The following is a 24,931-nucleotide window of genomic DNA, read 5'->3' on the forward strand; positions in this document are numbered from 1 at the left end:
TTTTAAAGAGGTTCTTTTTTTTGTAAAACTTTTTATTTCTCTAGTTGACAATGATAATGAAAATCATTATCATTTATTCGAGAAATGATTACATTTCGAATTATATATTTCGGAGGAGATGTAAAGTTGAAACAAAATAAAAGAAAACGTATAAATGCAATGATTATAGCGGCGGCGTTATCACTTCCATTTGCTGTTTATTCAACACCTGCTTTAGCGGCAGTAGCAATTGAGGCGAATAAAATTGGACAAGGTTTAGAAGATGGTACATATGACGCTGTAATTAAAGCGTATAAAGATAAAACGAATGAAGAGTCTATGGCAGCTGTTTATATAAAGGATCCGAAATTAACAATTGAGAATGGAAAGAAAATTGTAACAGCAACGTTAAGTGATAGTGATTTTTTCCAATACTTGAAAACAGAGGATATTCATACCCCTGGTGTGTTTCATGATGTAAAGGTCATATCAGAAGACAAAAAGAAAAATGGGACGAAGGTTATTCAATTTGAAGTTGGAGAACTAGGAAAAAGATATAATATGCAAATGCATATTTATATTCCAACGATGGCCTATAATAATAAATATCAAGTGCAGTTTGAAGTAAATGCTATAAATTTAGAAAACAATGTTTCAGAAAAACAAAAGGAAAATAAAGAGGAGCAACAAGATGAAAACGGAAATGTAATATTAGATAAGCAATTACAAAAATATATTAATAAATATAACTTAGATAGAGATAATGTAGATACGCCAATCACAAAGAAAGATTTATTACAAATTAAAACATTATCCATTTATTCAGGTAAAGGGATAAATGAAATAGCTGGTTTAGAGTATATGACAAATTTAGAGAAGTTGACGTTACGAGAGTCTAATGTAACAGATATATCAGCTATCTCGAAATTGAGAAGTTTGAAGTACGTTGATTTAACTTCTAATTCAATTGAAAGTATTCATTCAATTGGGCAATTAGAGAATATTAATATGCTTTTTTTAAGAGATAATAAAATTTCTGATCTTACACCATTAAGTAAAATGAAAAAAATCAAAACATTAGATTTAATCGGTAATAACATTAAAGATATCCAGCCATTATTTACATTATCAACTATGAAACAATTATACTTAGCAAATAATCAAATCAGTGATCTTAATGGAATTGATCGATTAAATAATGTGGAACTATTATGGATAGGGAACAATAAAATTAATAATGTTGAATCTATTAGTAAAATGAGTAATCTTATTGAACTAGAAATTGCTGATAGTGAAATAAAAGATATATCACCATTATCTCAATTAGGAAATTTACAAGTGCTGAATTTAGAAGAGAATTATATCTCTGATATATCGCCGCTGAGCACCTTAACAAATTTACATGAGATAAATCTTGGAGCAAATGAAATTTCTGACGTAAGACCTGTTGAGGAATTAGGTAAGCGAATTTCAATTGACATTCAAAGACAAAAAATCTTTTTAAATGAAGCAAGCGTAGATGAAGAAATAAAAATCCCAGTATACAACCTTAAAGGAGAGCCACTTCAAAATATTAATGTAAAAAGTGAGGGGGCTACTCTGAATAACGGATTTATAAAATGGAATAGTCCTGGAGAAAAAATATATGAATTTAAACTAGATACTAATTCTACTGAAAGTAAAATAAGATTTAATGGTACGGTTATACAGAATATAGTTGAAAAACAAAAAGAAAGTCAAAATGTAATTCTCGATAAAAATTTACAACAACATATTAATAAAGAGAATTTAGGTAGAGAGAATTTAAACGCTCCTATAACAAAAGAAGATTTATTACAGATTAAAACAGTAGAGATACTTAAAGAAAAAGGAAAAGAGATAAAAGATATAACAGGTTTAGAGTACATGACGAATTTAGAAAAACTCACTATAGAAGGAGTAGGCCTAAAAAATATAGAGTTTATCTCAAACTTGAAACAATTGAACGATGTAAATGTATCTCATAATCAAATTGAAGATACAACACCGTTATCTTTATTGAAAAATTTGCAATGGTTAAATCTTACAGATAATCGTATTAAAGATGTAACGGTTCTTGGCTCAATGTTAGACTTACTTAGTTTAAAATTAGCTGAAAATGAGATTCGTGATGTAAGGCCATTAATACAATTAGGTCAGTGGGGGACAATTGATGTTAGAAGGCAAAAGGTCATTTTAGATGATGCAGAAATAAATAAAGAAGTGAAAATTCCTGTATATGATTTAGAGGGAGAGCCAATTGAAAAGATTATACTAAAGAGTGAAGGTGGAACGCTTACTGATGAGGGAATCATTTGGCGTACTTTAGGAGAAAAAATATATGAATTTGATTTAGATGCAGATCATTATGAGACTGGTATATTATATAGTGGCATTGTAATGCAGAATATAGTAGAAAAATTAATACCAAAAGAAGAAGTGAAAGAACCGGTAAAAGAAGTTGAAGAAACAAAAGAAGAAGTGAAAGAACCGATAAAAGAAGTTGAAGAAATAAAAGAAGAAGTGAAGGAACCGGTAAAAGAAGTTGAAGAAACAAAAGAAGAAGTGAAGGAACCGGTAAAAGAAGTTGAAGAAACAAAAGAAGAAGTGAAGGAACCGGTAAAAGAAGTTGAAGAAACAAAAGAAGAAGTGAAAGAACCGGTAAAAGAAGTTGAAGAAACAAAAGAAGAAGTGAAAGAACCGGTAAAAGAAGTTGAAGAAACAAAAGAAGAAGTGAAAGAACCGGTAAAAGAAGTTGAAGAAACAAAAGAAGAAGTGAAAGAACCGGTAAAAGAAGTTGAAGAAACAAAAGAAGAAGTGAAAGAACCGGCAAAAGAAGTTGAAGAGCCAAAAGAAGAAGTGGACGAGCTAACAACAGGAGTTGAAGAGTCGAAAGCGAAGGGGAAAGAAACAGGAAAAGAAATTGAAGGTTCAAAAGAAGCAGTAAATCCATCCGAAGTAGTCCAAGAACAAAACATGAATCATCAAGTTATGAAAGAAAATAAACCAGTTGCTAATAAACAGGAAGAAAGTAAGAAATCATTAGGAGCAACAGGTGGACAAGCGAATACATCAAAGTTACTTTCAGGCGTAGCATTAGTTCTTTCAGCACTGAGTATGTTTGTATTTAGAAAGAGATTATTTAAGAAATAAATAACGTGTTATCTTATTATATTGTAAAATAATTGTATAAGTTTTTGAGAAGACATTATCATGGCAGTTTCATTTTGAAATAGGCTTATGATAATGTCTTTTTTAAGGGGGATATAAATGGAAAAGGTGTCGGAGAGCAGTTATTACAAGTTGCAATTCAGTATATTTTCTCTTTCCAAGGGATGAGAGAGATAGTACTATGTTTGAATACGAATAATGATCATGCGATGAAATTGTACAAGAAAGTAGGTTTTGAGGAAAAAGCATGTTTACAACACTATATAATAGAGTGAAAAACCCATTCATATGAAAATGATATTTCATATGAATGGGTTTTATTACGGATTTAGAAGTGATTTGAGGCGCCAATCGTTACATAACCTTTTTTATTTTTTTCGGCACTTCTTTCGTTTGCAAATTAACATCTTCTTTTCGTAGCTCTTTAAAGAGCGAAGCAACCATAAGAACGACTACGATAGAAAATGGTAGTGCTGCGATTATAGCTGCAATTTGTAGTGCATTTAATCCTCCAGCTTGTAATAAAATAGCGGCAATTATCGCGATTGTTAATCCCCATATAAGTTTTAAACTATTTTTCGGTGATAAGCTTCCGTTACTCGTTTGCATTGAAACAACAAATGTTGCCGAGTCGGCAGAAGTAACGAAAAATGTGGCTACTAAAATTAACCCGATAATCGTTAAAAATGTAGAGAATGGTAGATGTGAAATAACAGCAAATAATCCAATCTCTGTACCATTTTTTGCAATTTCATCAGCTATTCCAAGCGATTGGAACATTTCCATATGGATTGCGGTACCACCAAATACTGCAAACCAAAATGTACAGATAAGAGTCGGGACTAATACAACTCCAAAAATAAATTCTTTTATTGTGCGTCCTTTAGAAATACGGGCGATAAATGTACCGACAAATGGAGACCAAGAGATCCACCATCCCCAATAGAAAATAGTCCAGTTTTCAATCCAAGAAGAGGATTTTTCATTAAATGCTCCTAAATTTAATCCCATACTAGGTAAAGCCCCGATATAAGAACCGAGTGTAGAGGTAAAGTATTTCATAATAAATACAGTTGGTCCTAAAAGTAAGAAAGAGACGAGTAAAATACCTGCAAGAGAGAAATTCAAGTTACTCAAATATTTAATCCCACGATCTAAGCCGGTTTGTGCACTTGTTAAATATAAAGCGGCGAAGATAGCTATAAGTACGAGCTGAGTAAGTAAAGTGTTATGAATAGAAGGGAATAAATAGCTTAATCCCCCAGCAATTTGTTGAGCACCAATCCCAACAGATGGTACAATGCCAAATACTGTAGCTAAAACAGCTAAAATATCAACTGTTTTTCCGATACGGGAATTTTTCGATCGATTAAATAATGGAGTAACTGTAGCCCCGATAGTGCTACCTTTTTGTTTGCGGAATGTGAAATATGCAATTGTTAAAGCGACCATTGCGTATAGTGACCACGGAAAGAGTCCCCAGTGGAAAAATGAATATTGCATAGCGAGTTTGGCGCTTTCTTCTGTACCTGCTTTTCCTGTTAATGGATCTGTAAAATGTGAAATCGGTTCAGCGATTCCATAAAAAAGGAGTCCAATTCCCATTCCTGCCCCAAACAACATGGATAGCCAAGATGGATAATTATATTTTGGCTTTTCTCCATCTTTACCAAGACGAATAGAACCGTACTTAGAAAATGCTAAATAAGCAGCCAAAATAATCATTGTAGTCATAAGTAGAGAGTAAAACCATCCAAATTTATTGAGAATAAATGAGTTTAAAGAAGATGTAACACTTTGTAAATCGTAGCCTTGTATCCAACTTGCTGGGGTAATTCCCCATATAATGAATAATGTTGTTAGCAAGAAGGAGATATAAAATACACTGTTTTCTTTTTTTATCATAGAATCCCACCCTTATTTAATAAAGTTAACAATTATAATAATCATAACAATTAAGTTTTTAATTGTCAAAAAATTCCCTTTTTATAATGTGAAAGGATGCAATTTATTTTAGGGAGGTAAAGAGCAATGTGTTCACGATATGTACAAATTATAGGAAGAAATAATATGAAATATTGCATTTTATATTGTTATATCCATATTTTATGTTAAATTCTTGAATGGAATATTAAAATAGGGGGCAAGGATATGAACAAGAAATCAAAGATCAATAAAGTGATGCTTAGCATTAGTACAATGGCTTTATCGTTAGGCGCACTTCAAACTCATGCAGCAGCGGAAGAAAAAGTACCGTATAACGTGTTGAAAACGAAACCGGTTGGAATTGAAAAGTCGGTAGATGAAGTTGGGCATATTTCAAAAGTTGATGAAACTTTATCATTTCAAGAACGTTTAAAAGTAGGAGATTTTTCACAGCGACCAGCATCTATTACGAAGAAAACTGCAGTAAAGCAAGTTAAAGAAAGCTATTCAATGGCTGATTTAAACAAAATGAATGATCAAGAATTAGTTGAAACGTTAGGCAGTATTAAGTGGCACCAAATTACAGACTTATTCCAGTTTAATGAAGATGCAAAGGCTTTTTATAAAGATAAAGGAAAAATGCAAGTCATTATAGATGAATTAGCTCATAGAGGTAGTACATTTACAAAAGATGATTCAAAAGGAATTCAAACGTTTACTGAAGTGCTGCGTTCAGCTTTTTATCTTGCATTTTATAATAGTGAATTAAGCGACTTAAATGAAAGAAGCTTTCAGGATAAATGTTTACCTGCTTTAAAAGCAATCGCAAACAATCCAAACTTTAAGCTTGGTACAGTTGAACAAGATACAGTCGTATCTGCATACGGTAAATTAATTAGTAATGCTTCAAGCGATGTTGAAACGGTTCAATACGCATCGAATATTTTAAAGCAATACAATGATAATTATACTACTTATGTAAATGATCGAATGAAGGGACAAGCAATATACGATATCATGCAAGGTATTGACTATGATATACAGTCGTACTTAACTGAAGCTCGTAAAGAAGCGAATGAAACGATGTGGTATGGAAAAGTAGATGGGTTTATTAATGAAATAAATCGTATTGCTCTTCTAAATGAAGTAACGCCAGAAAATAAATGGCTTGTTAATAATGGCATTTATTTTGCTAGCCGTTTAGGGAAGTTTCATAGTAATCCAAATAAAGGATTAGAGGTTGTTACACAAGCAATGCATATGTACCCGCGCTTAAGTGAACCGTATTTTGTTGCGGTAGAACAAATTACAACAAATTATAATGGTAAAGATTATAGCGGGAATACAGTAGATTTAGAGAAAATACGTAAAGAAGGAAAAGAGCAATACTTACCAAAAACGTATACATTCGACGATGGATCAATTGTGTTCAAAACAGGAGATAAAGTATCAGAAGAAAAAATTAAGAGACTATATTGGGCTGCGAAGGAAGTAAAGGCACAGTATCACCGTGTAATTGGAAATGACAAAGCGTTAGAGCCAGGAAATGCGGATGATGTATTAACGATCGTAATTTATAATAGTCCAGATGAATATCAGTTAAATAGACAATTGTATGGATATGAAACAAACAACGGTGGAATTTATATTGAAGAGACAGGTACATTCTTTACATATGAGCGTACACCGGAGCAAAGTATTTATAGTTTAGAAGAGTTATTCCGTCATGAATTTACTCATTATCTGCAAGGGAGATATGAAGTTCCTGGTTTATTTGGAAGAGGAGATATGTATCAAAATGAAAGGCTAACTTGGTTCCAAGAAGGAAATGCAGAGTTTTTCGCAGGATCTACTCGTACGAATAACGTTGTACCAAGAAAGAGTATAATTAGCGGATTATCATCTGATCCTGCAAGCCGTTATACCGCAGAGCGTACACTATTTGCTAAATACGGTTCTTGGGATTTCTATAATTACTCGTTCGCATTGCAGTCTTACTTATATACGCATCAGTTTGGAACGTTTGATAAAATTCAAGATTTGATTCGTGCGAATGACGTGAAAAATTATGATGCATATCGTGAAAATCTAAGTAAAGATCCTAAGTTAAATAAAGAGTATCAAGAGTATATGCAGCAGTTAATTGATAATCAAGATAAATATAATGTACCGGAAGTAGCAGATGATTATTTAGCTGAACATGCACCGAAATCGTTAACTGAAGTGAAAAAAGAAATTAGTGATACGTTGCCTATGAAAGATGCAAAAATGACAAAACATAGCTCTCAATTCTTTAATACATTTACACTAGAAGGCACATTTACAGGTAATGTAACAAAAGGTGAGTCAGAAGATTGGAAAGCAATGAGTAAAAGAGTAAATGAATCTTTAGAACAATTGGCGCAAAAAGAATGGAGTGGCTACAAAACTGTTACAGCATACTTCGTCAATTATCGTGTGAATAGTTCAAATGAATTTGAATATGAATATGATGTAGTCTTCCATGGAATCGCAAAAGATGATGGAGAAAATAAAGCTCCAACGGTTAATATAAATGGCCCTTATAGCGGTCTTGTAAAAGAGGGAATTCAATTTAAAAGTGATGACTCAAACGATGAAGATGGAAAAATTGTTTCTTATTTATGGGAATTTGGAGATGGAAGCACAAGTGCAGAAGTGAATCCAGTACATGTATATGAAAGAGAAGGTTCTTATAAAGTATCGTTAAGAGTAAAAGATGATAAAGGCAAAGAGAGCAGAAGCGAAACAACTGTTACGATTAAAGATGGAAGTTTAACAGAATCAGAACCAAATAATCGTCCAGAAGAAGCAAATCGTATCGGGCTAAATAGTACGATAAAAGGCAGTCTTATTGGCGGGGACCACACTGATGTTTATACATTTAATGTAGCATCAGCGAAAGATATCGACATTTCTGTTTTAAATGAGTATGGAATTGGGATGACATGGGTACTTCACCATGAATCAGATATGCAAAATTATGCAGCTTACGGTCAAGCCAATGGGAATCATATAGAAGCGAAATTTAATGCAAAACCAGGCAAGTATTACTTGTATGTATATAAATATGATAATGGCGATGGAACGTACTCATTATCAGTAAAGTGAACTTTAATCAGTGGGAGTCTTACTGCCCGTTAACGCGGGGGAAAATAAGTGCTTTTCCAATGTATGTTTAACTTTACTTTTTGTGGAAAATAGTATATTATATAGATATATAATATATCGGTTATTTTCTAGGAGGAGCCTGTCACAATAGGTTTCTCCTGTTCTTTTTTAGGGGCCTGTCTTACAGGCTTTTCTTTAAAAGTTAAATAACTGAAAATTAAGAACTATAATCTTTGAAAGAGGTGGGGCATACACATAACAAAAAAGGGATTGTTTAAGAAAGGGGGATAAGAAATGGTCTTGTTTGGTTATCCACTTGAAACAATTTATTTATATGGATTTATTATTGCTACTATACTCACTGTTATTTATATCTTCTTTGGAGATATATTTGAATCCATATTTAGTTTTGGGGGCGGATCTGTATCCGTTGTTACTTTATTACTTAGTTTCTTCGCCATGTTATGTGGGCTTAGTTATATAGGAGAGTACTTATTTTCCTTTAATAGTATTACTATTTTCGGGGCTGCATTTGCTATATCTTTTATCGGTGTTTTCATCATGAAAATACTAATTTTAAAACCGATTGCAGAAGCAGAACAAAATACCGTACAACGTATGGATGAATTTATCGGTTGCAAAGGAGAAGTCATTACGACAATTCCTACAGAAGGATTTGGTGAAGTATTAATTTCATCCCAATTTGGAAGTAATGCAATCCCAGCTAAAACAGTTGGGAAAAAAGATATTTCGCAAGGAACAGAGGTTATTATCGAGGGAGTCCAAGATGGTGTTTTACTTGTACAAAACATCGCTTATTCTTTAAAGAAACCAAAATTATAAGGGGGAATTTACATGACGATTCCATTAATTATCGGTGGAGTTTTACTGGCAATTTTAATTCTACTCATTTTAGTATTCATTACGAAGTATCGTACGGTTGGTCCAGATGAAGCGTTAATTGTTACAGGGAACTGGCTTGGTGGAGGAAAGAATGTTGTTACCACTGATGATGGAAAGAAGATTAAGATTATCCGCGGGGGCGGTACTTTCGTAGTTCCAATTATGCAAAGAGCAGAACCTTTAAGCCTATTAAACTACAAATTAGAAGTTGGTACACGCGATACGTATACGAAGCAAGGTGTTCCAGTTACAGTAAATGGTGTTTCTATTATTAAAGTAGGTTCTACAATTGAAGAAGTATCTACTGCAGCTGAGCAATATTTAGGAAAAGAAACGGAAGAGTTAAAAGTAGAAGCAAAAGAGGTTTTAGAAGGTCACTTACGTGCAATCTTATCTTCTATGACAGTAGAAGATGCGTATAGTAATAGAGAGCAATTTGCTCAAAAGGTACATGAAGTAGCTTCTACAGATTTAAAGAAGATGGGACTTCGCATTGTTTCTTTCACAATTAAAGAAATAATGGATAAAAACGGATACTTAGATGCGCTTGGTCAGCCGCAAATTGCTACCGTTAAGCGTGATGCAACAATTGCGAACGCAGAGCGTGAAAAAGAAGCACGTATTGAAAAAGCACGTGCTGAAAAAGAGGCAAAAGAAGCAGAATATCAACGTGATGCACAAATCGCTGAAGCTGAAAAACATAAAGAATTAAAAGTACAGTCCTATAAGAGGGAACAAGAGCAAGCACGTGCAGATGCGGATCTTTCTTACGAATTACAACAAGCGAAAGCACAACAAGGTGTTACAGAAGAGCAAATGCGCGTTAAAATCATTGAGCGTGAAAAGCAAATCGAGTTAGAAGAAAAAGAGATTGCGCGTCGTGAAAAGCAATACGATGCAGAAGTTAAGAAAAAAGCAGATGCAGATCGCTATGCTGTTGAGCAATCAGCGGAAGCAGAAAAAGTAAAACAAATTAAAAAGGCAGATGCGGATCAATATAAGATTGAAGCTGAAGCGAGAGCTCGTGCGGAAGAAGTACGTGTAGAAGGTTTAGCGAAGGCGGAAATCGAAAAAGCGCAAGGTCAAGCAAAAGCGGAAGTACAAAAAGCACAAGGTACGGCGGAAGCAGATGTTATTAGATTAAAAGGTTTAGCAGAAGCAGAAGCGAAACAAAAAATTGCCGAAGCATTTGAATTATATGGTCAAGCAGCAATTATGGATATGGTTCTTAAAATGCTTCCAAGTTATGCGAAGGAAGTTGCAAGTCCGCTTAGTAACATTGATAAAATCACAGTTGTCGATACAGGCGGCGGTGGTAAAAATAGCGGGGCCGGAAAAGTTGCAGGTTATGCGACTGATTTAATGGCAACGATGCAAGAAACGTTAAAAGCTTCTTCTGGAATTGACTTAAAAGAGCTATTAGAAGGATTTGCAGGAAAAGGAGCGGTACAACAATTGTCAAGCGATAAACCTGTTGTATCTGTAGTAGAAGATGAGAAAAAAGAAGTAGAAAAAGATAAAGAATAGTAAGGTGGAAAGAACCTCTAGTAAGTGAAATACTAGAGGTTCTTCCATGAATTATAATATTTCGAATAATATACATTTTTATACATTGTTTTAATTATTTAATTTATATAGAATGAAAAAGATATGTATCGATTCTTTATGATGTAGAAAAAATAGAGAGTCTCATCGATGCATTTAAATCGTATTATTTTTATAGAAAGATTAAATGTTAATTAATTGCATTTAAAACGGCATGGAGGGGTAGAAGTATGTTTCAAGGGAAATTAAGGAGTAGTAGTTTAAAAACAAAGTTACTTGTATCATTTATTATTATTTTAATTCTTCCAAGTATTGTAATTGGTTGGACGTCTTATCAACAGGCGAAGACGAATTTTAATGAAACGATTTTAAACTCGGCTAAAGATAATATAAAAATTTTGGATAATGTAATTAATAAAGAATTGGATAGTAAAAAAGTAGATGCAACTTATTTTACGAAATTATTCACACAATCAAGTTACCAAGCAGATCAAATTCAAAACATACAAAATAAACTAGAAGAATACAATAAACTGCATCCAGAAATGGAAGCAATCTATACAGGATCTAGTAATGGACAGTTCATTCAATCACCAGCTATTCAGATGCCAGATGGATATAACCCTACAGAAAGAGATTGGTATAAAGAGGCTGTGAAGAAAAGCGGAGAAGTAATTGTAACTCCTCCATATAAGTCAAAAACGACAGGGAATATTGTTATTACACTAGCAAAACAAAACGAGGATAAAAGTGGCGTTCTTGGGATTGACTTAATCATTAATGATATTGTTACTACTTCCAAGATGGTTAATATCGGTAAGGAAGGGTATGTAGCAATATTTGATCAAGATAAAAATGTAGTAGCGCACCCGACACTGAAGCCAGGAGAGAAATTAGAAGAGAAACTTAGTAAAGAATTGTATAAACAGGAAGCTGGGGATGTTCATTATTCATTAGATGGTGAAGATCGCAATATCACTTTTAAAACGAATAAGAAAACTGGATGGAAAATAGCAGGAATTATGCCTTCCAAAGAAATTATCCAAGCGGCTGAACCTATTTTCTATAAAACAATAACTGTTCTTGGAATTTCACTAATAATCGGTGGGATTGTAATTTACTTCATAATTGCGTCTATTATTAAACCGTTAAAACAACTTGTCATATCATCGAAGAAGATTAGTGAAGGTGATTTAACAGAATCAATTACAGTTCATTCTAAAGATGAAATTGGACAGCTAGGAGAAAGTTTTAACGAGATGGCTGCATCGTTACAAAGTGTCATTTCCAATATAAACACTTCAGCAAGTCATGTAGCGGCATCTTCAGAAGAATTAACAGCTAGTATGAAGCAGACAAGCGAAGCAACGGAACAAATTACACAGGCGATAGAGCAAGTATCAAGTAGTGCAGAAATACAAACGAAAGAAGTTGAAGAAGGAGCAACATTGTTAGAAGAAGTTACAGAAGGAATTCAGCGTGTTGCAGATAGTTCTTCATTAGTATCTACAGCCTCTATGTATACGAAGAAAAAAGCTGAAAATGGTGGGAAGTTAGTTGAACAAACAGTGAATCAAATGCAATTAATTCATGAGTCTGTTTCACAGTCAGACAAAATCATTGGTTTATTAGACGATAAGTCGAAACAAATTGGAGCAATCCTCGAAGTGATTCAACATATTGCAGAACAGACAAATTTATTAGCGTTAAATGCGGCAATTGAGGCTGCGAGAGCTGGAGAGCAAGGAAGAGGATTTGCAATTGTAGCAGATGAAGTGCGAAAACTAGCAGAACAATCAGGACAGTCTTCTACGGAAATTGGGAAACTAGTGAAAGAGATTCAATTTGATATAAAAGAAACAGTAAGCTCTATGAATCAAGTTGGAACAGAAGTACAATCAGGACTTGTAGTTGCAAATGAAACGAAGCAAAGCTTTGCCGAAATATTGAAGTCTACAAATGATACAGTTGTACAAATTGATAGCATGGTAGATGTAGCAAAACAAATGACGGTAGATGCAAAGCAAGTAAGTGCATCTATTAATGAAATTGCAGCTACGATTGAAGAAAATGCAGCAAGTGTTCAAAATATTGCTGGTTCCTCTGAGGAACAATTAGCTTCAGTAGATGAAATAAATGCAGCAGCAGTCCATTTATCACAAATGGCAGAAGAATTACAAGAGATGATTAGTAAGTTTAAAGTGTAATAACAAATATTAAGAAACGAGGTAATAATTTTACTTCGTTTCTTTTTTTATGAAGAGAAAAAGAAAGAAATATAGAGTAACCGTGTTATGATTAAGTATAATTAAAGAGACTGTATATTCTTTAAATTCCATCTTTAATCATGTTAGGGGAATGGTTTTGAAATTTAAAAAATTAAAACTCCAACCGAGAATTACATTAACTATAAGTACACTTATTTTAGTTGTACTTATGCTAACGAGTTATTTATTTTATTACATATTATCTGAAACGGTAGAAGAGCAAATTGGGAAACGAGCTTTGCATGTTGCGAAAACAGTTGCTGCTATACCTGAAATAAAGGAAGCTTTTCAAAAAGAAAACCCAGCTTCTATCATTCAGCCGATTGCAGAAAGAATTCGAATGGATACAGAGGCTGACTTCATTGTAGTTGGAAATAAAGAGGGGATTCGATATGCGCATCCTGAGCGAGATAAAATAGGAGAAGCGATGATTGGTGGAGATAACAAAGGTGTTTTATTAGAAGGAAAATCATATGTTTCGAAAGCAACTGGATCATTAGGCCCTTCATTACGTGGAAAAGTTCCAATCCGTAATCAGGAAAATGAAATCATTGGTGTGGTGTCTGTTGGATTTTCAATGGATGATATTCATGGAGCGGTAGAGGTGTATGGAAAGCGTGTATTTTGGATTACAATAATAGGGCTATTAATTGGAGTAATCGGCTCTATATATTTAGCGGCAAGTATAAAAAGAATGATGTTCGGTATGGAACCAGAAGAAATTTCATCTTTATATGAAGAGCATAGTACAGTGATTCAATCTGTACGTGAAGGGATTATTGTAATCGATAAAAATGGCATGATTAGTTTAGTCAATCAAGCAGCCTATGATATTCTTTCGCTAGATAAACAACAAAATATTATTGGGGAATTTATTTTAAATGTAATTCCTAATTCAACGATACTAGATGTACTTCAAACTGGTGAAGAACAGTTTGATCGCCAATTAAATATAAAAGGACAGGCTGTTATTGCGAACCGTCTACCTATTAAAGTAAAGAATAAAGTAACTGGCGTTGTATCGAGCTTACGTTTGAAATCTGAACTGGATCAGTTAACAGCAGAATTATCTCAGACGAAGCAATATACAGAGGCATTACGAGCGCAAGCGCACGAATATAACAATTTATTGTATACGCTTTCAGGTCTTATCCAATTAGAATCATACGAAGATGCTTTAGAGCTTATTCATAAGGAAACAGCGGTATATCAAGATTTTGTTCAATTTATTATGAAGCGGATTCAAAATCCATGGCTAGGTGGAATTTTAATTGGATTTTATAATAGAGCACGAGAGTTGAAGATTGATTTTATGCTAGATAGAGAAAGTGGTTTAGACAAATTAAGTCCACATATTGAGAGTAATTATGTCGTTTCTATTTTAGGAAATTTAATTACGAATGCATTTGAAGCAATTGAAAAAAATGAAGAGAATGATAAGACAGTAAGGATGTTTGTAACTGATATTGGAGAAGAAATAGTAATTGAAGTGGAAGATTCAGGGCAAGGGATTCATGATGAAATAATTACTAGCATATTCTATAAAGGCTTTTCGACGAAAGAAGGAGGAGAGCGAGGATATGGATTAGCAAAAGTGAAAGAGTTAGTAGAAGATTTAAATGGAAGTATTGCAATTGAAAAAGGGGATTTAGGTGGTGCGTTATTTATTATTGCACTACCGAAAGAGAGAGGCGAATAGTAATGGGTGAGGAGATTGAAGTATTAATTGTAGAAGATGATATTCGGATTGCTGACATTCATCGTCGTTTTACTGAAAAAATTGAGGGATTTAAAGTAATTGGAACGGCAACGACTGGAGAACAAGCGAAAGAATGGCTAGAGCTTGTGAAGCCACAGCTCGTGTTATTAGATGTGTACTTACCTGATATGCAAGGAACGGAACTTGTCACATATATTAGGAATCATTTGCACGATACAGATATCATTATGATTACAGCGGCATCGGAAACAGATGTAGTGAGGCACGCCCTGCGGGGCGGAGTAACAGATTATATCGTAAAGCCACTAATGTTTGATCGATTTAAGGCGAGTTTGGAAAGTTATCAAAAAAAGATTATGCAGCTGAAGAAAAATAATCAATTATCTACAGAACAAATAGAACATTTATGGTCTCAAAGAGGCGTAAAGGGAAATGAAATGGAATATGCCCCGAAAGGGATAGACCCCTTAACTTTAGCAAAAATAAAAAAACATATGTTAACAGTTAATGAAGAAGGGATTACAGCAGAGGTACTAAGTTCAATGGTAGGCGTAAGTCGATCAACTGCAAGGCGCTATTTAGAGTATTTGATATCTGGGAAGAAAGTCCACGCAGAGCTAATATATGGAAGTGTTGGGAGACCGGAGAGGCGTTATTTTCTTACTTCTTCATAATAAAAAACAGTAGAGGATTTTATTTCTTCTACTGTTTTTTTGCATCTTATATTGGAATAATCCCAATTACAATACCGGTAATTAACATAACCATTGTCGTTCCAACGGCCCACAATAAAGTGAAGCGTTGATGTTCACCGAAATCAACTTTGGCCATTCCGACCAATAAATAAGTGGAAGCGACAAGAGGACTTAATAAGTGAACGGGTTGCCCAAGTAAGGAAGCGCGTCCCATTTCAGCTGCACTAATTCCGTAAGTAGCAGCAGCCTTCGTTAAAATAGGCAATACCCCAAAGTAAAATGCATCATTGGACATGAAAAATGTGAATGGCATACTGAGAAGTGCTGTAATAATTGGCAATTGTGGTCCAAGTGCATCTGGTATAAGAGTTACTACACTGTTAGCCATGGCATCTACCATTTTTGTTCCAGATAAAATACCAGTGAAAATACCGGCAGCAAATACGAGAGAAACAACTGCTAATACATTCCCTGCATGAGAAGCAATACGTTCTTTCTGTTGTTCTAAGTTTGGATAGTTAATCATAACAGCAATAGCAAAAGCGATTGTAAATAAAACAGGTAACGGCATAACTTCTAGTATGAGACAGACAAGTAATGTAGCGGTTAATAAAAAGTTAATCCATAGAAGTTTAGGACGTTTATGCACTGCGGCTTCGACAGTTGCAGCTTGCTCATCCATTGTTTGCATTTGTTTTAAATACTGTACATCCATAATTCCTAAACGTTTTCTTTCTTTTTTTCCAAGATAGTAGGCAACGAAAACAACCCAAATTGCACCAGCAATCATTCCTGGAATAAGAGGTGTAAATAATTCGGAAGCCTCAAGTCCAAGTGCGCTCATAACACGAGCTGTGGGTCCACCCCAAGGTGTAAGATTTGTTACCCCCGCCCCTAACATAACAACTCCAGCTAATATGAGGGGGTTCATTCCAAGGCGCTTATATAGTGGATACATTGCGGAAACTGTAATCATGTATGTTGTTGTACCGTCACCATCTAGAGAAACGATAATAGTCAATATAGCCGTTCCGATAACGATTTTTAAAGGATCTCCTTTTACAAATTTTAAAATCTTACTAATGACAGGATCGAATAAACCGCTATCAATCATAATCCCAAAATATAAAATAGCGAACATAAGCATAATACCAGTAGGTGCTAACTTTTGAATCCCCTCTAACATCATAGGCCCCATATTGGCATAGAATCCGCCAATTAATGCAAAAACACTCGGAATTAATATTAATGCTACTAGCGCTGACATACGTTTCGTCATAATTAAAAACATAAAGACAAATACCATCGCAAATCCAAGTAGTGCTAACATGTAATTTCCCCCTCTAAAGAATGATTGCGCTTTCAAAATAGAATAAAAATTCAGAAAAAGGTTTTTTATTTATAATAAAAGCATCTATTCAAATGGTAAATAATTTGAAAAATAACATCATTAGAAGCATAATTTTTATTTTGTTCATTTTGTTCACGGTAGTTAATTTGAATTTTTAAAAAGTAAGCTGCTCCTCGTAAGAATGGTAGAATAAGATGAAAATAGTGAAGTGTGAAATAGGGAGTAGATGTTATATGAAAACGAGAATTGAAGAGATTTATAGCTCTTATGAAGGAAAAGTAGAGGAGATTTTTATTAATGAATCTTCTTACGTATATGAATGGGAAAAATTACTGATGATCCGAAAAAATGACGGTGAGCTTAAAAAAATCGCAGTCGGGATTAGTGGAAATATAAGATTGGTAAATGTAGAAGTTGGACAGGAAATTAGTGCGGATACATTATTAGTTAAGTTAGAAGATGATTTGTTAATTACAGGTTGCGAGTGATGAGAGATGTGTAGAAATAACTACACATCTTTGTTTGTTTCCTATATTACAAAAAGCACATTGTTTTTTCACAAATCTCACACAACCTTTTGGTATTCTTTTCGTGGAGTATACGGTTTCTAGGGAGGGATATTGATGAAAGTAAAATATGTCGTACTTGCTATATGTTTATGTTTCGTATTTATGGTAGTCGGGTGTGGGAAAAAGGAAACAGCAGCTGTTGCCATTGATGAGAAACATGATAAATGTGATATTTGCCAAATTGGGGTAACAGATAATCAATTTGCAACAGAAATTATTTTAGAAAATGGAAAAGCGTTAAAGTTTGATGATATCGGTTGTATGTATAAATGGATGGAGATTAACTCAGATGAAAAGACGAAAGAGAAATTTGTCCGAGATTATGATTCGAAAGATTGGATTTTGTTAGAAGACGCTACTTACGTATATGATAAAACAATAACGACACCGATGGCTTATAATGTCATTTCATTTAAAAATAAAAAAGATGCAGAGAGCTTTGTATCTAACTATAAGGGGAAAGTTCTTTCGTATAAAGAGCTAGCAGAGCATAAATGGGAAATGAATAAAGAGATGATGGGGAAACCGAAAGCAGGAAATCATGGTGGACATCATTAATAATAGAAAAAGACAACTATATAGTTGTCTTTTTCTATTATTACTCAGGTGCAAATATAGAAAAGGTGTAAAATTTTTAGAAGAACGGTTACAATGGAATATAGTAACCTAAAGCAATCATTTATCCCGCATTAACGGGCAGTAAGATCTCCACCTCAAAATTTAGTGAAAGCAAAGAAGTGAGGTGGAGTCGGGCTGCCCGTAAAAGCCCGACTGGTGTGGGCTAATAATTAGTGGTGGATGAACAAAATCCCCACTAATTAAAGTTTCACTTTATGTACTTTTTAGAAATGTATACAAATGCGGTAAAAACGTGCTAAACTAATTGCTTCATAATGTTAATGATGGGGCCATCAGGCGTATCATTTCAATAGGTTGAGAAACATAGTATAAGCTTAAGATAATCCGTTTAAAGAAGGAATCTAAAGGGCTTATGGATAAATGTACTCAAGAAGAGTTATTGTATGTGATGGAGGAATGGTTAAGAAAACATTATCTTTCATAGGAGCTGTAGTTGTGAGAAAACAAAAAATTTTATTATGTATTTTATTAGGACTTTTAATGACGGTAGTGGCTTGCGATAAGCAAGAAGAACCAGAATCGAGACCGGTTCATGTGAAAAATGAAAAGAAAAAAGAGAAGCATAAAGAACAGGAAGAATCTAAAGAAGAGAAAAGTATAAATTTAATGGACAAACAGTTGTTACTTTCAGCTACTCTTGGAGACACAGAGACAACTATGAAGTTGATTCAGGATGGAGCGAATATAAACGTAGAAGGTGACAACGGAGAAACGCCTGTTCTTGCAGCCACGTACCAAAATCATGTAGAGACAGTTAAGGCATTAATTGGTGCAGGTGCTAATATTGAAATTAAAGATGAGAAAAAAAGTAATCCACTTCTTTATGCAAGTAGAGAAGGATATACGGATATTGTAAAAGTATTAATTAATGCAGGAGTTAATACGAAAGAAACGACTAGGTCAGGTGGGACAGCACTTATTTCTGCATCTGAGCGTGGCCATGTAGAGGTTGTTAAAGAATTATTAGAGCATACAGATATTGATGTGAATTATAAAAATGAACGTGGTGGAACAGCGTTATTAGAAGCAATTGTATTAGGAAATGGTAGTGAAAACCATAAGAAAGTAATTCAATTGCTTATTGATCACGGTGCAGATGTAAACATGGCTAACAAGGAACATCTGACGCCACTGCAATACGCTGAAAAAAGAGGTTTTAAAGATATTGTAAATATGTTGAGGGTAGCTGGAGCGAATGAAGTAGTACAGCCACAACAGCCAGTAGAGTAAAAAACGAAAAATAATCCCATTTAGATAGACAGAATGAAGAAATCAGTTAGTATGATGGATTCAGTAATGTGTATTTGAATGGGATTTTTGTTTTGAACATGAAAAATAGATTATGAATGGATGGTAAATGGAGTAAATAAGGAGGAAGCCTTATTTTGCAATTGTAAAAAATGAAAAGGTAGTTTCTGTTTGTTGCAGTGCAAGAAGTACGCCCGTAGCTGCTGAGGCAAGTGTGGAAACTTTAGCGGAGTTTGAAGGGACCGGATATGGTACTGATGTTACAGCCTGGGCTATATCAATACAAGAGGAAAGGCGCATTCCACTTTATAGTACTGCTTGGGATAACTTTGCTTTGCAAGCAGTGGTAAGCAAACTAAAAATCATTAACTATGGAATGAATTTACATATTGATTGAATTTTAAGTATTGTTTCGTTCTGATCTATATATTTAAATATATAGATTAATGTAAATGGTGATGTGGTGAATATTAACATTCGATTAACACCTAATTAACAATCTATCAAAACTGACTTAATAAATGCGTAATATAGTAAAGGTAACAAAATAACTAGGGTAGAGAACATTTGAGAACACCCACTTACATATAATGTGCCACTTTCTTAGGTGTGCTCTATTCCCTAGAGTTCAAATAAGGAGAAAGGCGTTCTATGTAAGTAGGTGTTTTTAGTTTGGATAAAAATAGAACAGTTAGGTGGAATAAATGTTTGAAAAACCTTATATTGCGATGATAAAGGATTGGGAAGGATACAAAGCATACAAAAAATTGCCGAAAACAGTTTTTCTTATGACTGGTTCAATGCTGGAATTACCAGAGCGTGTATATGAATTGCAGAAACATGGACATGATGTATTTCTTCATTGTGATTTTATACAAGGCTTAAATACGAATACAGAGGAAGCGCTTTTGTATATTCAAGATGTTATCGGGGCACAAGGTATTATTTCAACAAAAGGTTCGACAATTCGAAATGCTAATAAAATTGGATTGAAAACAATTCAACGTATTTTTATTGTAGATACTTTATCTCTTACTAAATCAATTGAAAATTGTAAAACGACTAAACCGAATGCAGTAGAGATTATGCCGGGGATTATGCCTTCTATTATTAAACAGCTAGTAGAGGAACTAGAGTTTCCTATTATTGCAGGCGGGCTGATTCAAACTCGAGAAGATGCGGAAATTGCAATTCGTGCAGGAGCAAGTGCGATTTCAACAAGTCATTATGAAGTATGGATACAAGAAGAAAAAAGGAGTGCAACCTTGTGATTGAATTGAAAAATGTTTCAAAGGTATATAAAAATGCAGAAGAGACAGCGGTTAAAGGCGTATCGGTTCATATTAAGAAGGGCGAATTTTTTGTTTTAGTTGGACCTTCGGGATGCGGGAAAAGCACATTATTACGAATGATCGCTGGCTTAGAAGAGCTTTCTTCGGGAGATTTAATTATTAATGAATGTGTTGCAAATGATCTAGAGCCGAAAGACCGTAATCTATCAATGGTATTTCAAAATTATGCATTATATCCACACTTATCTGTAGAAGAAAATATTTTATTTGGACTTAAGGTAAGAAAATTACAAAAAGAAGAGCGACAAAAGCGATTAATGGAAGCTATTGAAATGGTAGGACTGAAAGAGTATGTGAAAATGAAACCAGGCCAATTATCAGGCGGACAAAGACAGCGTGTTGCACTAGCTAGGGCAATTGTGAGTCAGGCACCAATCTGTTTAATGGATGAACCACTTTCGAATTTGGATGCGAAATTACGTGCGCAAATGAGAATAGAAATTAGAGAAATTCAGCAGCGATTAGGAATTACGATGATTTACGTTACCCACGATCAAATAGAAGCGATGACTATGGGAGATCGTATCATGGTTTTAAATAAAGGAAGTATACAGCAAGTTGGAACACCACTTGACATATATAACGAACCAGCAAACGAGTTTGTTGCAAGCTTTATAGGTTCTCCTTCTATGAATATAAATGATGGGGAAGTGAATAAAGAAAAAGGTGTATTACATATAGGGAAATTGCAAGTTCCATTATCTATTAGACAGTTAAAGCAATTACCAGAAGGAACAATTCGCATAGGCATGCGTCCTGAGCATATTGCACTGTCTGAGGAAGGACAAGAAGTGACGTTGCAATCTGTAGAAGTATTAGGGAATGAATCTATATTGAACTTTGCGGTAAATGGAACAACTTGGAGTGCGAAAGTTATCGGACAGTTACCCTTGAACAAAGGTGACAAAGTAAAATTATTATTCTCGCAAGAAAAGTTATGCTTCTTTAACGAAAACACGAATGAACGCTTAAAAGTGGTAGCTAAAGAAGAGGTGAAAGTGGTGGCGAAATAATGATCGAAGTAAGTAAGTTACCAGTTCAAACAAAGGTGTCAAAAAAGAAAAAATTATGGGGGAGAACGAAAGATTTAAGAATAGGATTATTGTTTTTGGCACCATCTATTTTGCTATTTTCGATTTTTCTGTTCTATCCATTGTTTAGGACGATTTACTATAGTTTTTATTTAACCGATATACATGGAGAAGCTAATCTTTTCGTTGGCTTAGAAAATTATCAATATTTATTCTCTGATCAAGCCTTCTACAAAAGTATAAAATCAACTTTATTATTTGTTTTATATACAGTGCCTACGAGTATTATATTTGCTTTGTTTCTTGCATTGATTGCAAATGGAAAGGTAAGAGGTATTGGGTTATTCCGAGTTCTGTTTTCTTCGACGATGGGAATATCAGTAGCTGCTAGTGCAGTGATTTGGCTATTTTTATTTCATCCAAGTGTAGGATTATTTAATAATATATTAGGCTCTATGAATCTTCCTGCAATCGCATGGTTAACGAGTCCGGACTGGGCACTATTCTCTGTATCAGTTACAACAGTTTGGGTGAATACAGGATTTGCATTTTTAGTTATATTAGGTGGTTTACAAAATATCGATACGTCTTTATATGAGAGTGCATCTATAGATGGTGCTAGTTATTTATATAAGCTTCACCGTGTTACATTACCGATGCTATCGCCAACTTTATTCTTTATTGTAACCGTAACGTTAATTAGTGCGTTCCAAAGCTTTGGACAAATTGATATTTTAACGCACGGTGGACCGAATGATGCAACGAATTTAATTGTGTACTCGATTTACAAAGAGGCGTTTGTGAATCATCAATTTGGAACAGCAAGTGCACAAGCGATGGTATTATTTGTTTTCATTTTCATTGCTACATTACTTCAATTTAAGTTTGCTGAGAGAAAGGTGCATTATAAATGATTGTTAAACAGTGGAAGCAAAATTTCCTATTATACATGCTGCTCATAATTAGTGCAGTAATGGTATTTTTTCCTGTACTGTATGCGTTTTTAATAAGCTTTATGACACCAGACGATATTCAAATGAGAAGGTTATTTCCAACTCAATTTACTTTTGATAATTTCATTAATATTTTTCAAAAAGTACCGCTTTTTACATACTTATATAACAGTTTAATTGTATCGATAGTCGTTATGATTGGACAACTTATCGTATCAAGCTTAGCGGCGTATGCTTTTGTTTTTCTTCAGTTTAAAGGAAGAAACCTTATTTTCTTCCTGTTTATTTCGACGATGCTTATTCCGTGGGAAGCAACGATGGTACCTAACTTTTTAACGATTCAAAACTTTGGCTGGATCAATAGTTTCGCTGGGATGACAGTGCCGTTTTTTGCGACAGCTTTCGGTATTTTCTTGCTACGTCAACATTTTATGACACTCCCGAATGAACTGAAAGAAGCTGCATTTATTGAAGGGATTGGAAATATAAGGTTTTTATTCAGCGTTGTAATTCCGTATTGTAAAACGAGTTTTATTACGCTTGGAGTATATAGCTTTTTAACAACATGGAATATGTATTTATGGCCACTTTTAGTGACCACAGATGAAAAAGTAAGAACAGTGCAAATTGGTGTGAAGCAGCTTCAGTCTCAAGAAGTTGCAACTGATTGGGGAAGCGTAATGGCCGGTGTTACGGTTATCGTTATTCCAACATTGATTTTACTATTTTTAGGGCAAAAGCAATTACAACAAGGATTAACAAAAGGTGCAATTAAATAACTAAGAGAAGGTGAGATTTAAATGAGTCTAGTTAAAAAAGGTGCTGCGCTATTAATGGTAGCAACAATGGCATTATCTAGTGCCGCTTGTTCAAATAGTAAAACAGAAGGAAAACCTGAAGCACAGGCAAAAGTAGCACCAGTTGAAAAAAATGGTGATAAAACTGTAATTCGCTTCTGGCATGCGATGGGTGGAAAAACACAAGGAGTACTAGATGGTCTTGTTGCAGACTATAATAAGTCGCAAAATAAATATGAGATAAAGGCAGAGTTCCAAGGAACATATGAAGAGTCTTTAACGAAATTTAGAACGATGTCTGCAACGAAAGAAGCGCCAGCTCTTGTTCAATCGAGTGAAATTACAACGAAATATATGATTGATAGTAAAAAAATCACACCAATTGATAGCTGGATAAAAAAAGATAAGTACGATACGTCAAAATTAGAAAAAGCAATTACAAATTATTATTCAGTTGATGGAAAAATGTATTCTATGCCATTTAATTCATCTACACCAGTATTAATTTATAATAAAGATGCTTTCGCAAAGGCGGGCTTAGATCCAGAGAAAGCTCCGAAAACATATGCGGGATTACAAGAAGCAGCGAAAAAGTTAACGATTAAAGAAGGCGGAAATGTAAAACAATATGGATTCTCCATGCTTAACTATGGTTGGTTCTTTGAAGAATTGTTAGCGACACAAGGTGCTTTATATGTAGATAACGAAAACGGTCGTAAGGATGCTGCAAAGAAGGCGGTATTTAACGGTAAAGAAGGACAGAAAGTATTTGGAATGTTAGATGATTTAAATAAAGCTGGCGCACTTGGAAAGTATGGAGCAAGTTGGGATGATATTCGTGCCGCGTTCGAGTCTGGACAAGTTGCTATGTATTTAGATTCTTCAGCAGGTGTTCGTGATTTAATTGATGCATCTAAGTTTAATGTAGGTGTTTCATATATTCCGTATCCAGAGGATTCGAAACAAAATGGTGTTGTTATTGGTGGAGCATCATTATGGATGACGAATATGGTTTCAGAAGAAACGCAACAAGGTGCTTGGGACTTTATGAAATATTTAACGAAGCCAGACGTACAAGCAAAATGGCATACTGCAACAGGCTATTTCTCAATTAATCCAGATGCATATAATGAGCCATTAGTAAAAGAGCAATATGAAAAATACCCACAGTTGAAAGTAACAGTAGATCAACTGCAAGCAACGAAGCAATCTCCAGCAACACAAGGTGCTTTAATTAGTGTATTCCCAGAATCACGAGATGCAGTTGTAAAAGCATTAGAAGCGATGTATGACGGGAAGAATAGTAAAGAAGCGTTAGATGAAGCTGCCAAAGCAACAGATAGAGCAATTAGCATTTCAGCTCGTACAAGTCAAAAATAAGAGAAAGCCGTATCCTTAACAGGGATACGGCTTTCTTTATAGGGAGATAAGGGATCAAAGAAATGATGAAGTCTTATCTCTTTTATATGAGTAAAGGGTCTAGAGTGAATGTTGTCCTTTTCATTATTTATTTAACTCCATTGCGACTTGTTTACCATTTACGAAAACCTCTACTACCGCTACTACAACTTCCATTACTTTTTTCATCTCTCATCTCTCCTTATTTTTTGTTTCATTTCTTACTCTCAGTATAAGGAA

Annotated in this window: 17 protein-coding genes and 3 pseudogenes; 18 read left to right on the forward strand and 2 right to left on the reverse strand. The window is 34.3% G+C overall.

Annotation, left to right across the window (positions count from 1 at the left end; translation table 11 throughout):
* The first annotated feature begins 126 nt into the window (after positions 1–126).
* The gene (locus tag CGQ22_RS25150; protein ID WP_089149508.1) at positions 127–3,150 is read left to right on the forward strand and encodes a leucine-rich repeat domain-containing protein; all 3,024 of its coding nucleotides are present in this window, start codon (positions 127–129) and stop codon (positions 3,148–3,150) included.
* A 122-nt stretch (positions 3,151–3,272) separates the two neighbouring features.
* Positions 3,273–3,443, forward strand: a pseudogene (locus CGQ22_RS25155) (GNAT family N-acetyltransferase); the annotation flags it as partial.
* 79 nt (positions 3,444–3,522) lie between these two features.
* Here the strand turns inward: CGQ22_RS25155 and opuD are convergent.
* The gene (opuD, locus tag CGQ22_RS25160; protein ID WP_000591571.1) at positions 3,523–5,073 is read right to left on the reverse strand and encodes a glycine betaine transporter OpuD; all 1,551 of its coding nucleotides are present in this window, start codon (positions 5,071–5,073) and stop codon (positions 3,523–3,525) included.
* A 246-nt stretch (positions 5,074–5,319) separates the two neighbouring features.
* Between opuD and colA the strand changes: the two genes are divergently transcribed.
* From colA to CGQ22_RS25190, 7 genes and pseudogenes are all read left to right on the forward strand, one after another.
* Complete coding sequence (gene colA, locus CGQ22_RS25165) at positions 5,320–8,223, forward strand: collagenase ColA (protein ID WP_089149509.1); 2,904 nt, start codon at positions 5,320–5,322, stop codon at positions 8,221–8,223.
* 294 nt (positions 8,224–8,517) lie between these two features.
* A complete protein-coding gene (locus CGQ22_RS25170; protein ID WP_000242447.1) occupies positions 8,518–9,066 on the forward strand; it encodes an NfeD family protein in 549 nt (182 codons plus the stop codon).
* Positions 9,067–9,078: 12 nt separating this feature from the next.
* The gene (locus tag CGQ22_RS25175) at positions 9,079–10,653 is read left to right on the forward strand and encodes a flotillin family protein (RefSeq protein WP_000155019.1); all 1,575 of its coding nucleotides are present in this window, start codon (positions 9,079–9,081) and stop codon (positions 10,651–10,653) included.
* Between the two features lie 248 nt (positions 10,654–10,901).
* Positions 10,902–11,936, forward strand: a pseudogene (locus CGQ22_RS33035) (HAMP domain-containing protein); the annotation flags it as partial.
* Positions 11,937–12,017: 81 nt separating this feature from the next.
* On the forward strand, positions 12,018–12,878 hold the full coding sequence (locus CGQ22_RS33040; protein WP_374221656.1) for a methyl-accepting chemotaxis protein: 861 nt from the start codon (positions 12,018–12,020) through the stop codon (positions 12,876–12,878).
* A gap of 151 nt (positions 12,879–13,029) precedes the next feature.
* Positions 13,030–14,637, forward strand: coding sequence for an ATP-binding protein (locus tag CGQ22_RS25185; RefSeq protein ID WP_089149510.1), 1,608 nt, complete (start codon positions 13,030–13,032; stop codon positions 14,635–14,637).
* Between the two features lie 2 nt (positions 14,638–14,639).
* Positions 14,640–15,332: a response regulator gene (locus CGQ22_RS25190; protein ID WP_000503469.1), complete on the forward strand. Its 693-nt coding sequence runs from the start codon at positions 14,640–14,642 to the stop codon at positions 15,330–15,332.
* A 46-nt stretch (positions 15,333–15,378) separates the two neighbouring features.
* On the opposite strand, the gene CGQ22_RS25195 is transcribed toward CGQ22_RS25190, so the two are convergent.
* Positions 15,379–16,683, reverse strand: coding sequence for a CitMHS family transporter (locus CGQ22_RS25195; RefSeq protein WP_000880466.1), 1,305 nt, complete (start codon positions 16,681–16,683; stop codon positions 15,379–15,381).
* 254 nt (positions 16,684–16,937) lie between these two features.
* On the opposite strand from CGQ22_RS25195, the gene CGQ22_RS25200 reads away from it, so the two are divergent.
* From CGQ22_RS25200 to CGQ22_RS25240, 9 genes and pseudogenes are all read left to right on the forward strand, one after another.
* Positions 16,938–17,192 (forward strand): hypothetical protein, encoded by a 255-nt coding sequence (locus CGQ22_RS25200; RefSeq protein WP_000857376.1) that lies wholly within the window; start codon positions 16,938–16,940, stop codon positions 17,190–17,192.
* Between the two features lie 135 nt (positions 17,193–17,327).
* Positions 17,328–17,831: a nitrous oxide reductase accessory protein NosL gene (locus tag CGQ22_RS25205; protein WP_000865662.1), complete on the forward strand. Its 504-nt coding sequence runs from the start codon at positions 17,328–17,330 to the stop codon at positions 17,829–17,831.
* 441 nt (positions 17,832–18,272) lie between these two features.
* Positions 18,273–19,142, forward strand: coding sequence for an ankyrin repeat domain-containing protein (locus tag CGQ22_RS25210; protein ID WP_000287343.1), 870 nt, complete (start codon positions 18,273–18,275; stop codon positions 19,140–19,142).
* Between the two features lie 142 nt (positions 19,143–19,284).
* Positions 19,285–19,557: pseudogene (locus CGQ22_RS25215) on the forward strand (GNAT family N-acetyltransferase); the annotation flags it as partial.
* A gap of 307 nt (positions 19,558–19,864) precedes the next feature.
* Positions 19,865–20,431, forward strand: coding sequence for a glycerol-3-phosphate responsive antiterminator (locus tag CGQ22_RS25220; protein WP_000462084.1), 567 nt, complete (start codon positions 19,865–19,867; stop codon positions 20,429–20,431).
* Positions 20,428–21,525, forward strand: a complete 1,098-nt coding sequence (locus tag CGQ22_RS25225) for an ABC transporter ATP-binding protein (RefSeq protein ID WP_139032703.1) — start codon at positions 20,428–20,430, stop codon at positions 21,523–21,525. The genes CGQ22_RS25220 and CGQ22_RS25225 overlap by 4 nt, the downstream gene beginning before the upstream one ends.
* Entirely contained in the window at positions 21,525–22,457 is a 933-nt protein-coding gene (locus CGQ22_RS25230) for a carbohydrate ABC transporter permease (RefSeq protein WP_000573807.1), read from the forward strand. Before CGQ22_RS25225 ends, CGQ22_RS25230 begins: the two co-directional genes overlap by 1 nt.
* Positions 22,454–23,275, forward strand: coding sequence for a carbohydrate ABC transporter permease (locus tag CGQ22_RS25235; RefSeq protein ID WP_000635939.1), 822 nt, complete (start codon positions 22,454–22,456; stop codon positions 23,273–23,275). Before CGQ22_RS25230 ends, CGQ22_RS25235 begins: the two co-directional genes overlap by 4 nt.
* A gap of 21 nt (positions 23,276–23,296) precedes the next feature.
* Complete coding sequence (locus CGQ22_RS25240) at positions 23,297–24,673, forward strand: ABC transporter substrate-binding protein (RefSeq protein WP_089149513.1); 1,377 nt, start codon at positions 23,297–23,299, stop codon at positions 24,671–24,673.
* The last annotated feature ends 258 nt before the right edge of the window (positions 24,674–24,931 follow it).

This window comes from Bacillus sp. M13(2017) (genome assembly GCF_002218325.1).
In the GTDB taxonomy this organism is placed as follows: Bacteria; Bacillota; Bacilli; order Bacillales; family Bacillaceae_G; genus Bacillus_A; species Bacillus_A thuringiensis_K.

Bases quoted from the DNA above. Each gene is read 5' to 3' on its own strand.
- opuD (WP_000591571.1), bottom strand. From the start codon at position 5,073: ATGATAAAAAAAGAAAACAGTGTATTTTATATCTCCTTCTTGCTAACA.
- colA (WP_089149509.1), top strand. From the start codon at position 5,320: ATGAACAAGAAATCAAAGATCAATAAAGTGATGCTTAGCATTAGTACA.
- CGQ22_RS25170 (WP_000242447.1), top strand. From the start codon at position 8,518: ATGGTCTTGTTTGGTTATCCACTTGAAACAATTTATTTATATGGATTT.
- CGQ22_RS25175 (WP_000155019.1), top strand. From the start codon at position 9,079: ATGACGATTCCATTAATTATCGGTGGAGTTTTACTGGCAATTTTAATT.
- CGQ22_RS33040 (WP_374221656.1), top strand. From the start codon at position 12,018: ATGAAGCAGACAAGCGAAGCAACGGAACAAATTACACAGGCGATAGAG.
- CGQ22_RS25185 (WP_089149510.1), top strand. From the start codon at position 13,030: ATGGTTTTGAAATTTAAAAAATTAAAACTCCAACCGAGAATTACATTA.
- CGQ22_RS25190 (WP_000503469.1), top strand. From the start codon at position 14,640: ATGGGTGAGGAGATTGAAGTATTAATTGTAGAAGATGATATTCGGATT.
- CGQ22_RS25195 (WP_000880466.1), bottom strand. From the start codon at position 16,683: ATGTTAGCACTACTTGGATTTGCGATGGTATTTGTCTTTATGTTTTTA.
- CGQ22_RS25200 (WP_000857376.1), top strand. From the start codon at position 16,938: ATGAAAACGAGAATTGAAGAGATTTATAGCTCTTATGAAGGAAAAGTA.
- CGQ22_RS25205 (WP_000865662.1), top strand. From the start codon at position 17,328: ATGAAAGTAAAATATGTCGTACTTGCTATATGTTTATGTTTCGTATTT.
- CGQ22_RS25210 (WP_000287343.1), top strand. From the start codon at position 18,273: ATGTACTCAAGAAGAGTTATTGTATGTGATGGAGGAATGGTTAAGAAA.
- CGQ22_RS25220 (WP_000462084.1), top strand. From the start codon at position 19,865: ATGTTTGAAAAACCTTATATTGCGATGATAAAGGATTGGGAAGGATAC.
- CGQ22_RS25230 (WP_000573807.1), top strand. From the start codon at position 21,525: ATGATCGAAGTAAGTAAGTTACCAGTTCAAACAAAGGTGTCAAAAAAG.
- CGQ22_RS25235 (WP_000635939.1), top strand. From the start codon at position 22,454: ATGATTGTTAAACAGTGGAAGCAAAATTTCCTATTATACATGCTGCTC.
- CGQ22_RS25240 (WP_089149513.1), top strand. From the start codon at position 23,297: ATGAGTCTAGTTAAAAAAGGTGCTGCGCTATTAATGGTAGCAACAATG.